The 16,221-nt window shown below is 44.1% G+C and carries 11 protein-coding genes and 1 tRNA gene; 2 read left to right on the forward strand and 10 right to left on the reverse strand.

Features of this window, described 5'->3' with window-relative positions; all coding sequences use genetic code 11:
* Window positions 1-40: 40 nt before the first annotated feature.
* The 5 genes from fdhD to topA all read right to left on the reverse strand — a co-directional run bounded on the left by fdhD (window position 41) and on the right by topA (window position 6,082).
* A complete protein-coding gene (fdhD, locus tag ACYTPF_RS01590; RefSeq protein WP_461850959.1) occupies window positions 41-820 on the reverse strand; it encodes a formate dehydrogenase accessory sulfurtransferase FdhD in 780 nt (259 codons plus the stop codon).
* Complete coding sequence (mobA, locus tag ACYTPF_RS01595) at window positions 810-1,436, reverse strand: molybdenum cofactor guanylyltransferase (RefSeq protein WP_461850960.1); 627 nt, start codon at window positions 1,434-1,436, stop codon at window positions 810-812. Before mobA ends, fdhD begins: the two co-directional genes overlap by 11 nt.
* A gap of 100 nt (window positions 1,437-1,536) precedes the next feature.
* Window positions 1,537-2,352, reverse strand: coding sequence for a leishmanolysin-related zinc metalloendopeptidase (locus ACYTPF_RS01600; protein WP_461850961.1), 816 nt, complete (start codon window positions 2,350-2,352; stop codon window positions 1,537-1,539).
* A gap of 380 nt (window positions 2,353-2,732) precedes the next feature.
* The gene (locus ACYTPF_RS01605; protein ID WP_179983130.1) at window positions 2,733-3,284 is read right to left on the reverse strand and encodes a DUF2058 domain-containing protein; all 552 of its coding nucleotides are present in this window, start codon (window positions 3,282-3,284) and stop codon (window positions 2,733-2,735) included.
* Window positions 3,285-3,421: 137 nt separating this feature from the next.
* A complete protein-coding gene (topA, locus tag ACYTPF_RS01610; protein WP_461850962.1) occupies window positions 3,422-6,082 on the reverse strand; it encodes a type I DNA topoisomerase in 2,661 nt (886 codons plus the stop codon).
* A 394-nt stretch (window positions 6,083-6,476) separates the two neighbouring features.
* Between topA and astB the strand changes: the two genes are divergently transcribed.
* Window positions 6,477-7,817, forward strand: coding sequence for an N-succinylarginine dihydrolase (gene astB / locus ACYTPF_RS01615; protein WP_461850963.1), 1,341 nt, complete (start codon window positions 6,477-6,479; stop codon window positions 7,815-7,817).
* 113 nt (window positions 7,818-7,930) lie between these two features.
* Here astB and ACYTPF_RS01620 read toward each other — a convergent pair whose 3' ends face one another.
* Entirely contained in the window at window positions 7,931-10,486 is a 2,556-nt protein-coding gene (locus tag ACYTPF_RS01620; protein WP_461850964.1) for an Ig-like domain-containing protein, read from the reverse strand.
* 114 nt (window positions 10,487-10,600) lie between these two features.
* Here ACYTPF_RS01620 and ACYTPF_RS01625 point away from each other — a divergent pair, with 114 nt between their 5' ends.
* A complete protein-coding gene (locus ACYTPF_RS01625) occupies window positions 10,601-11,947 on the forward strand; it encodes a dicarboxylate/amino acid:cation symporter (RefSeq protein WP_461850965.1) in 1,347 nt (448 codons plus the stop codon).
* Between the two features lie 280 nt (window positions 11,948-12,227).
* Here ACYTPF_RS01625 and ACYTPF_RS01630 read toward each other — a convergent pair whose 3' ends face one another.
* From ACYTPF_RS01630 to ACYTPF_RS01645, 4 genes are all read right to left on the reverse strand, one after another.
* Complete coding sequence (locus ACYTPF_RS01630) at window positions 12,228-13,454, reverse strand: lipoprotein-releasing ABC transporter permease subunit (protein ID WP_461850966.1); 1,227 nt, start codon at window positions 13,452-13,454, stop codon at window positions 12,228-12,230.
* Window positions 13,441-14,151, reverse strand: a complete 711-nt coding sequence (gene lolD, locus ACYTPF_RS01635) for a lipoprotein-releasing ABC transporter ATP-binding protein LolD (RefSeq protein ID WP_461850967.1) — start codon at window positions 14,149-14,151, stop codon at window positions 13,441-13,443. The genes ACYTPF_RS01630 and lolD overlap by 14 nt, the downstream gene beginning before the upstream one ends.
* 87 nt (window positions 14,152-14,238) lie before the next feature.
* Window positions 14,239-15,792, reverse strand: coding sequence for an EAL domain-containing protein (locus ACYTPF_RS01640; protein WP_179983123.1), 1,554 nt, complete (start codon window positions 15,790-15,792; stop codon window positions 14,239-14,241).
* A gap of 343 nt (window positions 15,793-16,135) precedes the next feature.
* A tRNA-Asp gene (locus tag ACYTPF_RS01645) sits at window positions 16,136-16,212 on the reverse strand.
* Between the last annotated feature and the right edge of the window lie 9 nt (window positions 16,213-16,221).

A 16,221-nucleotide genomic window follows, 5' to 3' on the forward strand; every position in this document is an offset into this window, starting at 1 on the left:
GGCCTTTTAAATGTTCTATAATATTTAGCCTCGCACCCCTTTAAATTTGTGGTGAGTACGCTCTCGGTGAGTCATATTTAGGCACGTGAATAAGGGTAACACCATAGCGCTTAGCCCACTTAACGGATAAAGCCGTTGGTGCTGAAAGGGTTACAAGCAAAGGTAATTTTGCTCTTATCGCTTTTTGTACTAGTTCTAAGCTGCAGCGACTGGTTAGCACTACCAGGCAATTCTTCTGATAAAGTTTATTAGCCGCAATTGCCCCAATTAACTTATCAAAAGCGTTATGCCTTCCTATATCTTCACGACACGCCAGTACATTGCGCTTGGCATCAATATAGAGCGCGCCGTGCACTGCCCCACTTTGCTGCGCTAATGCTTGCGCTTGCGAAATTAGGTCTCGCAACCCTTCAAACCAGCTCGCTTCTGGTAAAGGCAATGGTTCTACAGGTTGGAGTTGAGGCAAAGCATTATCCAGCGCTTCGACACCACAAAGCCCACAGCCCGATGCACCCGCCAATCGCCGTTTATTTTCTTTTAACTTCCAAAACGCTTGATTGGCAATTTCGACTTCAGCATTAATGTGTTCACTATGGTGCGTCAATTCAATGTTATAGAGCTGGCGGGGGTGTTCAATAATGTCGTTACTTAAACTAAAGCCAACTATAAAGTCTTCAATGTCTTTGGGCGTAACAAGCATTACTGCATAGTTGATACCGTTGTAACTAATGCTTAATGCGACCTCTTCAGCAAGAATAAAATATTGAGTTTCAGGCGTTCCATCTAAAACTAATGCGTGGTGTTCGGCGTTATTTGTCATCAGGCCAATCACCTGGCGTATTAACATTAAGCCATTGTGCCTCATCCATACGGGTTATTTTTTCGCGCTGTTTTCCTTGCTCGCCATTTACCCTTTTGGGGCGCATCAGATTAGCTTCTTCAAGAGCAATGGCTTCTAGGCTTTCTAAGAATCCTACTACACGTCGCTTGTTTTGTTCGACCAAGTAGTGAGTTAGCATGGCGTTAGTATTGTGCTTAACAGATAAGTAAAAAGGCAAAAAGCGTTTTTGCACATAAACCGACCGCTGGGCTTCTCGCCCTGCTGTTACTAACGTTTTTAAAAGCTGAGGCGTCATCTGGGGCATATCCACGGGAAGAACAAGCAATTCAATAGGGCTGTCATTGCCCTCATTTGAACTACATAAAACATCCAGCGCCGCATGTACACCACCCAGTGGACCTGCATCGGCAATTTTATCATTTAAAAATTTTGGCGCGTTACGGCTGATCAGTACCTTATCACACCCTGCAGCCTTCAATAGCGATGACGCATGCTCTATAAGCGTGCTTCCCTGATAACGCATAAGGGCTTTATCTTGTCCCATTCTGCGCGATTGACCACCCGCTAACACGAGTCCGATAAGAGTTTTATTCACTTTATCCACTTTATGTTTCTCTCTTATCAAGCTTTTCCTCATTATTTATTCTAAAAATTCAAAACACTGCTTAACAATAGAAAGCTAAGCCTTGGCTAGGTTACACAGTTTGCAGAAGGCGCGCACTAGTTCGTAGAGGCTTTTTTCTTAGTACTAACCCGAATGAAAGTATAAATAGCCATACAGTAGCAGCCCCATCAACCGCATGAGTTACAGTTGTCAAATAACCAATATCAGCAAACGATGCGACAGTGGTATCGCTTAACGTAATTGGATAGGGCCCTAAATAGCCAGTCATTAAGTCAGATGAACCACCAGGCCAAGGCTCGTCCCAATGACTATTGGCAGTACCTGCGCCTCCGCCAAGTTCAACAGGAATAAAGGTGGCGTCTTCGACAAACTCACGGCGGTAAATTTCCAAAGCGTATTCTCCGGTATAGCGCCCTGTGCCATTAACGTAATTAGACTGGCTCCCTGCGATAAAAAAATCAGTCGTCCACAAAGTGCCAAACCCGATAACATGAGCCATTTCGTGCACGATAACATCGAAAAGTGTACCGTTAGTTTCCATATTATTTAGATCTGCCGTATCAAAGCGCATGCGACCTTTATTCGCATAAATATAAGTACTGTCGGAAAGCTGAGTAATACTAGAAGGCCCGGCACTACCCAGCACCCCGCCTGTACCATCAATTGGCGCTCCACTCGCCTCTATAACAATACTATGGTCAAAAGAGCTTTGAACACCTATTAAATATGATTCCCAATACGCAATTGCATCATCAAATGCGCTAGATTGTGTGGGTGTTAACCCTCCAAGATTATTGATAGAGATGTTGAATAGCCCAGCATTTACAGGTAGTGACATGCACAATGATATTACGACACCTAGAACCAACTTCGGTAAACCGTTCATGGCTTCCCTCCTAAATTAATAAACAACATCTAACGCAAAATCTAACGCAAATCATTTGGGGTAACGATACTTATGCGTTTTAATAACTATAGACTAGAAAGCAGAGGTAACACCTCTCCTTAACTATTTTGTTCTTAACGGCCGAGATAAGATTTTCTAAAGAGAACAAATTCTAAAAAGTCGTAATAAATACAGTACCTTAGGGTAGCGCAAGCGATAGCTATGAAGGGACTTTGAAGTTCAATTGCAATCAGAACATGCAAATAGAGTACGGGTATTAGGAGAAGGTTGATAAAACGTGAATAAATACAGCTATAGTTGAAAGCATTTACTCACCACCGAGCATTTTTTAAAGCCTCAAGGTGGTGAGTTTGAAAAGTTTACCAGGTTAAATCGTCTGGAATTTCGTAGTCGGCATACCAGTCGTCTTCATCCTCGTCTTTTCCGTCGCTGCCACTTTTATCTAGATCAGCGCGATATATAATTGAAGATTCATCACGCTGAGCAATCTTGTCAGCCACAGGCGTTGGAACCAGTTCGTAAGCATCGTCAAGCAATACCACAGTCAAACGACCTTTTGTCACTTGCTTGTGCATTTCTTCACTCACATACATGCGTTTTACCACGTTATCGTGAGTAAAATTAAGTAACGTTTCACCCTTACGAGGCTGTTTATTAACGTTAATAAGCTGCCTTACTTGAGCCGCAATTGAACGTTTTTCTCGTTCTTCCTGCTGCAATTGGTTTAGCTCACGAGAGCGAGCTTTTTTCTCTTCCGCCGCTTTTTGAGCCGCTAACGTAGCCTCATCTACCACTGGCTGTTTTTGCTTATTTTTCTGTTTCTGCTTTTTACGTTTGTCAGCGCGCGCTTGTTTTGCAGTTGCTTTGTCAGCCAGTCCGGCTTTTAAAAGTTGATCCTGTAAAGAGGCCATAACTCACTCTCTATTAATATAGTAATAAACCTTGCATGAAGCGTGTTGCAAGTCTTCATTGGGTTTCTTAAAACGTAATAAGCCCGAATAAAATCGGGCTTATTGTTTAGGCTTCAAAGTATTATATTAGCTTTGAATTACTTTTTCTTGGCTTTTGACTTGGCCGCAGGCTTTTTCGCTGCTTGCTCCTGCCATTTACCGTTGTCGTACCATGCCGACCAACCCGTAGCTTTTCCGTTTTCATTTTCGGACATCACATACTGCTGTTTGGTCTTTCTACTGTAGCGAACTATCGCAGAATTACCATCAGGGTCTGTTTTTGGCGCATCAGCAAGATAATAGAATTTCGGCGAAATTCTATCTCTAAAGCGGGCAAGTTCTTCCACTTTCGGCGCACGAGTCTCACGAGATTTAGGGAAATTATGCGCTGCCAAGAAGATGCCCGACGCCCCATCGCGTAGCATGAAGTGCGCGTCTGACTTTTCACATGGAAGTTCCGGCAGATCGACCGGGTCTTCTTTCGGTGGTGCGGCTTCCCCGTTTCTTAGCAGCTTACGGGTATTTTTACATTCTTCATTGGTACAGCCGAAGTATTTACCAAAGCGACCGTTCTTAAGCTCCATATCGCTGCCACATTTATCGCATTCGATAATAGGACCATCGTAGCCTTTAATTTTAAATGTGCCCGCCTCAACCAAGGTGCCATCACAGGTAGGTGTATTACCACAGACGTGAAGCTTACGGGTCTCGTCTACCAAGTAGCTGTCCATGGCAGTGCCGCACTTAGGACAACGCTTTTTAGAGCGAAGCGCTTCTGTTTCAAGCTCTTCTTCGTCATCCACCTTCACCACTTCGTCACCAGGCGTTAGGTTCATGGTGTTGGTGCAGCGCTCTTTAGGCGGTAAGTTATAACCTGAACATCCCAAGAATACACCGGTTGAAGCGGTTCTTACATTCATTTCGCGGCCGCACTTGTCGCATTCAATACCCGCAGGTATTGCCTGATTTAAGCGCATACCGCCTTCTTCAGGGTCTTTTTCGGCGTTTAGCAGTTTTCCATAGAAGCCACTGTAGAACTCATTAAGAACATCTTTCCAATCTTTATTGCCTTCAGCAATATCATCTAGATGTTGCTCCATGTTAGCCGTGAAGTCATAGCTCATTAGATCGTCGAAGTTTTCCATCAGGCGATCGTTTACTATCTCACCCATTTTCTCGGCGTAAAAACGTTTATTTTCTAAACGCACATAGCCGCGGTCTTGTATGGTTGAAATGATGCTAGCATAGGTTGAAGGACGACCAATGCCGCGTTTTTCTAGCTCTTTTACCAGAGACGCTTCATTAAATCGCGCCACAGGCTTAGTGAAGTGCTGCTTAGGATCAAGGGCTTTTAAGTCAAGCACATCGCCTTTTTGCACATCAGGCAACATAAGCTCTTCATCGCCTTTTTTGCGAAGTTGTGGCTGCACGCGCGTCCAACCGTCAAACTTAAGTACACGACCTTTTGCTGTAAGTTCGTAGTCCCCTGCTGCCACTTTAATTGTAGTTGCATCGTACTTAGCCGGTGTCATTTGACACGCTAAAAACTGGCGCCAAATAAGCTCATAAAGGCGCTGTGCATCGCGCTCCATATCACCTAAGCTCGCCGCACTAACATTCACATTTGAAGGTCGAATCGCTTCGTGCGCTTCTTGCGCACCTTCTTTACTTCCATAGCGATTTGGCGAATCTGGTAGGTATTTGCCACCGAAATTGTCTGAGATATATGCGCGCGCACTTTCTACTGCTTCTTGACTCAAATTGGTCGAGTCAGTACGCATATAGGTGATGTAACCCGCTTCATAAAGACGCTGGGCCATCATCATGGTTTTCTTAACACCGAAACCCAAACGCGTACTCGCTGCTTGTTGCAGCGTAGAGGTAATAAATGGCGCAGAAGGACGACTCTGCGTTGGCTTCGACTCACGGCTTTCCACCGTATAGTTCGCACCTTCAAGGTCAGCAAGTGCTTTATCTGTTTCCGCTTTGTTTTTCGGCTTAAACGCACTGCCCTGATGCTTGGCAACCAACATGCGAAGCGCCGCTTTTTGCTGGCTGGTCAAATCTGCGTGAACGTCCCAGAACTCTTCTGGTACGAAGGCTTTAATTTCGCGCTCTCGCTCGACAACAAGCCTAACCGCTACCGATTGAACACGCCCTGCTGAAAGTCCGCGCGCAATCTTTTTCCATAGCAGTGGCGACACCATGAAGCCTACAACTCGGTCTAGGAAACGGCGTGCTTGCTGTGCATTAACACGAGAAATATTTAGCTCACCCGGGGCTGAAAACGCGTCTTGAATCGCATTTTTAGTAATTTCGTTGAAGACTACCCGCTGATACGTCTTATCTTTTTTGCCTAACAGTTCTTGTAAGTGCCACGCAATCGCCTCTCCCTCACGGTCCAAATCCGTTGCGAGATAGATAGTGTCGGCGTCTTTTGCGAGCTTTTTAAGTTCGTTGACTACCTTTTCTTTGCCCTGCAGCACTTGATAGTGAGCCTTCCAGTCTTTTTCTGGATCAACCCCCATTCTGTCTACAAGTTTTAAGTATTCGTGACGACGAAGATATTCTTGACGCTCTTCTTCGCCTAAAGTTTTGAGTTCTTTAGCCGGTTTTTTAGGCTCTACTTTGCCTAACGCCTTCGTTGGAAGATCTCGCACATGGCCAACCGAACTTTTTACGATAAAATCTTTGCCAAGATATTTATTTATCGTTTTTGCTTTGGCTGGTGACTCGACTATGACCAGTGATTTTGCCATATAATTGAACTAAACCTATTGATTTTTAATGACTATTTACGTCAAATTCTGAAAATTGGAGCAGCCCGACACTATATATAGGGTACTCGCTCTTTTTTAACATATATCTACAAAGTGAATGGAAAACAAGATCTTCTTCATACTTATTCTTCCCACCGCTCTAAACGCGCACAAAAACTGTACATTAAATAAGCAGCGCGATTGGCATCGGTCTTAAAAGCCGTATAATGCCAGCCATTCCAACCTGACCTAACGACGCGCTCAGGTTTAAAGAAGTGCTGCGTTTGCCCCTGTACAAAGCGAAAGCGCTACCACTGCAATCAATTTAATAACAGTGTCTGTAAGAATGTAGCATATGGGGTCAACAGCAAAAACTACAAGAATGAGGGAAAGTATGAAGCAGTTTGAAGTTAACTTTGATGGTCTTGTTGGACCTACACATAACTATGCCGGCTTATCGTTTGGCAATGTCGCTTCCCTGAACAATGCGAATGCAAAAAGCAGCCCTAAGCAGGCTGCAAAGCAGGGTCTTGCAAAAGCAAAAGCGTTGGCCGATATGGGAATGGTTCAAGGTGTGTTAGCGCCGCAAGAACGCCCTGATATCGCTGCACTCCGTCGGTTAGGTTTTACCGGCTCTGATGCTCGTGTGCTAGAAAGCGCTGCAAAGCAGTCTCGCGAGATTTTCCTAGCGTGTTGCTCTGCTAGTAGCATGTGGACTGCAAATGCCGCCACTGTGTCTCCTAGCGCCGATACTGCCGACGGTCGCGTGCACTTTACCCCTGCAAACCTAACAAACAAGTTTCATCGCTCATTAGAGCCTCAGGTAACAGGCAATATTTTGCGCGGCACATTCGCCAATGAAAAACACTTCGCCCATCACCAACACCTGCCAGATAACGAGCATTTTGGTGACGAAGGTGCAGCAAACCATACGCGGCTTTGCAGCAATTACGGGCAGGCTGGTGTGGAGCTGTTTGTTTATGGTCGCCATGCATTTGATACCAGCAAACCTGCTCCAACCAAATACCCGGCTCGCCAAACACTGGAAGCGTGCCAAGCCGTAGCGCGTTTGCATGGCTTAGACGACGATGGTGTGGTTTACATGCAACAAAACCCTGATGTTATCGACCAAGGTGTATTTCACAACGACGTGATTGCCGTAGGTAACCAAAACGTGTTGTTTTTCCACGAGCAAGCGTTTTATAAAAAAGAAGCGGGCTTTAAAGAGCTGCAAGCAAAATTTGGCAGCGAACCACTTCACTTTATTGAAGTTCCAACCTCGGAAGTGTCTGTTCAGGATGCGGTTAGAACCTACTTGTTTAACACGCAAATTATAACGCTTCCTAGTGGCGACATGACCATTATCGCGCCAACTGAATGTCAGGAAAACGAAGCGGTTAAACGTTATTTAGACAAGCTAGTTACACTAGGTACGCCAATTAAGTCGGTTAACTATTTCGATGTTAAACAAAGTATGCGCAATGGCGGCGGCCCTGCTTGCTTACGCCTGCGTGTTGCTATGAACGACCAAGAGCTTGAAGCAGTAAATCAAAACACCTTAATCAACGATACACAGTTTACGCGCTTAAACGCGTGGGTCGATAAGCATTATCGCGATGAACTAAGCGAAGATGACTTGCGCGATCCTCAGCTACTGATTGAGTCGCGCACTGCTCTAGATGAGCTTACGCAGATTCTGAAGATTGGTTCGGTTTATCCGTTCCAGCAGGGGTAGTTAAAGAGACGGTCTTTAGCAAACCAATTAGGGAGTACTGACTAATAAAGTATTACCAGCATAGATACTAAAATAAGGCCTGATAAATATCAGGCCTTAATGCTTATAACTGGTTAATCTGCTAAAGAATCCTCATCCTCAGGGCATATTCCAACCCCGAATGGATTTTCCGGAGGAGTTATCCCCTCGTCAGTAATATCATCTGACAGTATTTCTAGTCGATACTTCATGGATGCTTGCGATTCACTTCCGGTTGACTGCCCAAATACCGTTACTTCTGCGAAATACCATACTGCGTAACTTTCGGGGTAACGATATTCTAGTTCTGCATATCCATTTTCATCAGTAACACCATCGTTGGTAAGCGTTACAGTACCCACTATACCCGGTGTTAATTGTTCATCGTTATTGAGGTCTTCGACTGCTTCTAAAATACCGTTGGAGTTTTTATCTTCATTGTCACAGGCGGTAACATTAACGGTCTCCCAAATCGAATTAACCGTATTATATTCCCACTCACCTCTAAGATAAACGCCACGTCCGCTAGTATCACCAAATTTAACAGGGGTGATCGATGCCGTTAAATTTACGCCACTAACTGGGCGCCCCACTGAATCCGAAACAAAGATTGCGAAACGTTTAAGGTAAGAAGTAGTAGTAGGTGTTTCGATGACATTACCCGTGCCGATAACAATGTCGAATGCCCTAGCACCTACTGTCAGCATTATCTCGTCATAGACTGTTTCATCGTCCGCTACGGTGGCGGTTATAACGACATCGTCTTCAGAGGTAACAGAACCTGAGGTAAATACAGTGGTCGCTATACCTTTGCTATCTGTCGTTGCCTGAGACGGTGATACAAAACCAGTAGAGACATCAGATACGGAGAAATTAACCACGCTGTTTTTCACTAAGTTACCGTCGACGTCACGCACAACGGCACTAATGGTGCTCGTTTGTCCGTCTGGTCCCAGGATATCAGGGGAAGCATCGGCGATAAGGGTAGCCGGTGTAGTTGCTATAAACTCAATTTGCGTCAATGCAGACACTAATGCGTTACCATTAGCATCACTTGCTGATGCGCTAATAGATGAGATGCCTGCGTTGTCTGCACTAATTTCAATACTCGCTTGGCCATCAGCATCAGTAACGACTATTGGCTCTCCAGCAATTTCGCCGCGCGAGGCACTGAAGGTAACCTCTTGACCCACTACTGGCTCGTTGTCTTGGCGCCACTGAACAGTAATAGTTTGCGCTTGCCCCAGCGGCACCTCCTCTTTTGGCAGGTTAACAAAATTAAATTCATCTTGCTGAACCTGCACTGTAAAGCTTGTTTCAGCATTTAAGGCAGATGCCGTGATAGTATCTTCCCCTGATGACGTTGCAGTATATGACACCGTCGCCTGACCGTTGGTTCCTGTATTCACTATAGTGCTACTAAGGGTACCGCTAGTGGCGCTCAAAACAACATCCTCGTTATTGATAGACTGGCCATCGGAGTCTTGAAGACGAATCGTGTATTCAACGGTATCATTTAAAATGACCGACGATGCTCCATTAATAGTCACTTCTGTCCCAATAATGGTGATATCAACAGTTTCAGTAAGACTGCCCGCTTCTGCTGTAACGGTGATAGTGCGGTTTGATTTATCATTTTGTGATGTCAATACTGCACGGGCTGTACCATCGGCAAGGGTTTCAGGCTGTGTTAACTGAAGTTCAACGCCATCGCCTGTCTGTGCCGAAAAGCTCACTTCGACCCCTTCCATTAACACACTCTGTTCATTTTTAACCAAAGCTATGAGATCAACTTCATCACTACCGCTTGATGCCAGTTGGATACTGTCAGCGAAAAGCTCAAGAGACGCAGGCTCTTCACTTACCGTGGTACTACCTTCAGAACTAAAGGTCGTAGAGTCTGTCTCACCAGTAGGTAGAGTCGCCGTTACTTCGCCGTCGCCAGAGGCGCTTCCAACCGACATGCCTATTGTCGCAACACCTTCGGCATTTGTTAATGCCGTCGCCGTATCGTTTGAGAAGGTAGCAAGCTCATCATTACTTAATGAAAAGGTAAGCAGTAGATCGGCCTGAGGCTCACCCAATGAATTAGTTACTGTTGCCACTGCTGTTAAGGCATTGCTAGATGAAAGGTTATTATCGGCCTCTCCACTTTCATTTTGAAGCGATAATGCAACACTAATAGTAGTAGGTTCTGTGGCACTTACCGCTGTGGCAGAGAACGTTGTCGTCCCTGTTTCGCCACTGCTTAATGCCGCGGTGATTTCACCATCACCCGAAGCCGTACTGGCGTTCAAGCGGATTCTGGCAACACCGCTTGAATTGGTGCGCGCAGTACCGGTGTCGTTGCCAAACTCTGCAAGTTCCTCGTTGCTCAACGTGAAAGTTAACAGTGCATCTGAGTACGGGTTTCCTTCGTCATCTGTCACCGTTGCTACTGCAAACAAGCTATTGTTTTCTGATAAGTTGTTGTCGCTTGTCCCACTTTCATTTTCTAATGTTAAAGCTATCGAATAGGTAGGTGTGGTAGTACCGTCGTCTCCGCTTCCATTATCCGTGTTATCCCGAGAGACTGCAGAACCGCCTCCACCACATGCTGTTAGCATAAATATTGCGCTAATTAGGCTTAGCGCTCTCGCTAATGTCGACATAATTCGTTCCTGAACCTCTTTTATTGACAATTGCGTCGTTTTTTATGTTTAAAAATCAACTGAATCTGGCACACTACGAAAGATTAAAAATATAACAATGCACAGGAAACATTAATGTCTTCATCTGCACATAAGTATAGTTTAACCGCCCGCATATTTATCGGCATGGCTGCCGGTATCTTGACTGGTGTCTTTCTCCAATTATTGTTTGATGATAGCGGAGATTTTACTTTTTCGATATTCGGTTTTGAGCTCTCAACGTATAACATTCTTGTTGAAGGTATATTTTCAACTCTCGGCCAAATATTTATTGCTAGCTTAAAGATGCTGGTGGTTCCCCTCGTTTTTGTTTCTCTTATTTGTGGAACTAGTACCTTATCAGACCCGAGTAAGTTGGGAAGACTGGGTGCAAAATCGGTAGGGTTATATGTTGTCACAACCGCAATCGCCATAACACTAGCCATGAGTATAGCTTTGGTGGTTTCTCCCGGTGACGGACTTAATTTAACCACGGAAACCTCGTTCCAAGCAAAGGAAGCGCCTAGCCTCTCAGACGTTATTGTAAATATGTTCCCTAGCAACCCCATAAACTCTATGGCACAAGGCAACATGCTTCAAATCATCGTTTTTGCTGTACTGTTCGGTATAGCAATGGCGATGACAGGTGATGCGGGCAAACGTCTTACTGCTATCTTTGAAGATATCAATACAGTAATCATGCGCTTAGTGACAATCATCATGAACCTAGCGCCATACGGTGTTTACGTACTAATGGCGAAGCTCTTCTCAACCATTGGCGGCGAAACCATATTGAGTTTGGCGAAGTATTTCTTTTTAGTATTTGGCGTTCTAATCCTTCACGGCCTAGTTACTTACTCTGTTTTACTTAAAGTTTTGGCAGGCTTAAACCCGTTCATTCTGTTGAAAAAAATGCGTGACGCAGCCCTTTTTGCTTTTAGTACGTCAAGTAGCAGTGCAACGTTGCCTGTTACCATGGAAACAGCAAAAAACAAACTTGGCGTAGGTAATTCAGTTTCATCATTCACCCTGCCTTTAGGCGCAACAATTAACATGGACGGTACCGCCATCATGCAGGGTGTGGCGACGGTGTTTATCGCACAAGTTTACGCTGTCGACTTGAGCCTTGGCGACTATATGATGGTAGTGTTAACCGCCACGCTTGCTTCTATCGGAACCGCTGGTGTACCCGGCGTTGGCCTTATTATGCTAGCGATGGTTTTACAGCAGGTAAACTTACCCGTTGAGGGTATTGCACTTATTATCGGCGTAGACAGACTGCTCGATATGACCCGTACTGCGGTAAATATTACTGGTGACTGTATGGTGTCATGCGTTGTTGCTAAGAGCGAAGGCGCGTTGGACGAGAGTGTTTACAACGACCCTAGAGCAGGTTTGAAACAAGAAGATGTGGATTTCGAGCACTTCGAAAAGAACAAATAGTATAGTGTTCAAATCTCCTGAGTGCGCTTTGCACATCATGTGAGTGTCGTACAAGAACAGCCGTTAAATACGAACAAGGCCAGCATAATTTGCTGGCCTTTTTATTGGTTAAAGTCGTGTTATTAGCCCTGTGAACATTAGTCTAGAATATATCAGGCCAACATTTGTACCTTTCTTACGCTTCACCTATGTTGCTAAAACAACGAGGTTGCCGAGGGTTACTGGTCGGTGATGCTTAAATTAACAATCATCGCCCCGTAATAGTTAATTTTGTAATTAGCTAGTGAAGCGCAGAAGATGGCGACACTTTCGCAGCTTTTTGCGCTGGATATAACGTAGCCCCGACACTTAAAAACATGGCTACAACAATTGTTACTACCACATCCTCCCAATGTAAGCTTGAAGGTAGAAAATCAATAAAATAGATATCGCCAGAGAGAATTTCTACACCTAACAAAGTTTCAATAAAGCGGACAATATCTGACAAATTTGGTGCTACTAGTAAAGCAAGCGCAACGCCAACGGTTATGCCGATAAACCCGTTAATAACGCCCTGAAGTACGAAAGTATTGCGGATTAGACGGTCAGTAGCTCCCATTGTTTTTAATATCGCAATAGCAGCCTGTTTGTCCCTTACCGCCATAACTAATGATGACACTATATTAAAGCAAGCTACGGCAATCACTAACGTAAGCGCTATATAAACAACGGACCTCACTAGCTGAATGTCGTTATATAAATGCCCTTGAGTACGTGTCCAGTCAGACATATAAACAGCTTGAGGGTAGCTATAGCCAATATCTCGCATGGTATCGTATGCTGAAAAAGGATCGTTAAGGGTAAACTGAATCCCTTGGGCTTTAGAGGTAATACCAATAGCTTCCGACGCAGTTGCTAAATGCATTAACCCAAGCTGATTGTCTAACTCTCCACCAACAGATAGCACGCCTGCGATAGTCAGCGTAATAGAACGTGGCGCCTTAAAAGTTAGATCATGGGTGGTTTGAGGTATCAATAGTTGAACCGTGTCACCTACGTTTAACGCCATCGAAGACATAATACCTTTACCAACAAGTAATCCATTAGATTGCTTGGAAAAGTTTAGCCAATCTTGACTAGCTACTCTTTCAGCGTATTTATCACCAACCTGATTTACCGGGATACCGGTAACGCTAATAGCCTTTAACTCGCCTTTTGACTGCAGCATTCCTGTTAACCCCGTGTAAGGGGTTACTGATGCAATACGGCTGTCTTGTGAAAAACGGTAAAGCTGAGCATCTAAATTTTCTATTCCACTTTCGCTTTTACTGTATAGCTCACCGTGTGGAACCACGCTTAAAATGCGACTCGTTAACTCTCTTTCAAAACCGTTCATAACACTTAACAGCACGATAAGAACAAAACACCCCAGCCCAATACCAATAGTCGACGACATTGATATAAACGAAATAAAGCGCTGTTCGGAACGTGTTTTTCTAAATCTCTTGGCCAATTCAAGGGCGAGCATCTTGACCCTCCACAGGCAATGCTTCGCTAGCTAACCGGCCGTCTTTAATCTTAAGTACCCTATCCATTTTCGCAGCAAGAGTAATGTCGTGGGTAACCACGACAAAAGCTGTCCCCTTTTTCTCGCTTAAGCTTTTTAAAAGCTTATAGATTTGTTGTCCCGTAGAATCATCCAAATTCCCTGTAGGTTCATCGGCAAGCACCACAGAAGGTTCGGTAACCAACGCACGGGCTATTGCCACACGCTGTCGCTCGCCTCCCGACATAGTTGAAGGTAAATGATCTAATCGATGGGAGAGCCCTACTTCTTCTAACATAGCTTGGGCTTTAGTATGGGCCGCTTTTGTGGATAGCCCTCTTATTCTAAGCGGCATCGCAACGTTCTCTAAGGCCGTGAACTCACCAAGCAGGTGATGAAACTGGTAAATAAACCCCATTTCGTCATTGCGAAGTTTAGCTAGCGCATTACCAGATAGTTTGCCAAGAGATTTGCCATTAAATTCGACGTCGCCGCTGGAGGGTTTATCTAATCCCCCGAGTATATGTAGAAGCGTACTTTTACCCGAGCCAGAACTGCCTAAAATGGCTACGTGTTCACCAGCTTTTATAGAAAGAGAAACATCGTGTAATACGGGGGTGGCGTTAATGCCATCTTGATAAGTTTTATTTATATTGCTGCAATTTAGCACGTCCTGCATGCGACTGTTCTTCTATAGTTTCCAGACGGTGAATGGTAGCGCTAAACACTACCAACACCAACTGAAAAATAACAGTGCTAAAACGCGTTATTGTGTGTCTTGGACGCTTTTAGCTAGCGCATCGGCAGACTGAGGCTTGCCAAACAACCACCCTTGACCAAACCCGATAGTTAACCCCTTCAGTTCATTACACTGTTCGGTATTTTCGACGCCTTCTGCGATCAAGTCGACGTTAAGCCCTTCGGCAATACTAACAATATGTGGAATAAGCGAAGAGCGAATACTGTTGTCTTCCATATCCATAACAAAGCTTCGATCAATTTTGAGATAGTCACAGTTCAAGGTTTTTAGCTGGCTTAGGTTAGAATACCCAACGCCGAAGTCATCAATAGCAAATAAGAACCCTTTACTTTTTAACGATTTAATATGCTTAACCGCACTATGAGTTGCTATCTGTTCGTCTTCAGTAATTTCCAGTACTAACTTGAAGTTTTTAACATTCATTTCCAAAGCAAAATCTAAGTCTAAACAGTCTTCTCTTGTAAAGTCGAAGGGAAATAAGTTGAAGGATACTTTAAACCCATTTGGAATATCAGGGTTTTCATTAAGCTCCTTCATCGCAGTCGTAATCATATCGATAGTAAATTCCCAGGTCATTTCTTGCTCTTTAACTTGCGGAATAAACTCGTCAGGATAAATAGGCCCAAACTCGTCTTCAAAGCGACTAAGCACTTCACAACCGATGACTTTGCCCGTTTCCAAATCAACAAATGGCTGATAAAGACTATAAAACTTATGCTCTTTTAACCCTTTGCTAACTCTGGACTCGAGAGAACGACGGCGACGTAAATAATTAAACACCAGCATGTGCGTGAGCGCGGCCGTCAACAGCATAGCGAAAACAAACAAGACAATCTTGCCCGTGTGTAAATCTAATACCCTTCCGTGGTCAGATTTAACTTTTAAACAGGTGTTATTGTAGCGCTCATCGCACAAAATGAATTGCAATGAGAAATACCCTGTACGTGCTTCCATATCATCTTGGCTAAGCGTGGTATCTACAAGCCCTGGGTTGCCCGCCATATGATAAAAATGATCGCCATTGTAAAAAAGCTGCCAATCTTGAGTAAAGCTGTAGCCAATAACGCTATCCATATCAAGCACAGCATTATAGCGACCACGTTTAACAATGGTGCCTGTTGCCTGTTTGTCAAATAACTGCAGGGGTGTGTTTATCCAGAATGCATCCCCAAGCTGGGTGTAAAAATCTGGGGTTGCTTCTTGTATGGGCTCTTCAAGAATACCCAGATAGGTACTACACAACAATTCGCCGTTTTCATAGAAACCAATTTCTTTTACAAAACGGGAGCGAAAAAGAGTTTTGCGCATTTCTGCCAAGTTTTCGAGTTCACAAGACTGATAAGGCAGTGCGTTGAGATAATCGAGGGTAATTTCTGCATCTCTAAAGACAATGCGGACGTTATCTAAAATCTCTTTAGCACGGCTCTCTTCTTGTTCTCTAACAAACACAAACATAATTATGGCAAGAACAAATGTAACCAATGCCACGCTCAACAAAGAGACGCCAATCGCTTTTAAATTATCAGCCAAAAAATACCGTTTTTGATCGCTTTTATTCATAATTTCCGTTGTTGTAAAACTCTAACGTCCTAACTGTAGTACAGATTCAAAAAAACACACTACGACTTTAGGGCACATGTTACTGTTTGTTAGATAGTTTTAATGCTTAATGTGTGGCTCTTGAAAATAAAAATGAAAGGTTTAAAAACTAAGGAAATACAGATATGAAATTTGTCTGGCGCGTTTTAATAACGGCTATTATGCGAGGTGCGAAAAGTGCTTTTGCGGGTAAAAATAACTAAAGAGGATGCTAATAAGAATTAGAGCTTTGTTTTTTTTTATTTTTTTTGGGGGGGAGAGAAACTAGCTTAAATGAAAATTTGATATGACTCTTTATCATTAATGGCGGAGCGGACGGGACTCGAACCCGCGACCCCCGGCGTGACAGGCCGGTATTCTAACCAACTGAACTACCGCTCCGCAATAATG

It is taken from the genome of Alteromonas sp. HB246098 (assembly GCF_054890645.1).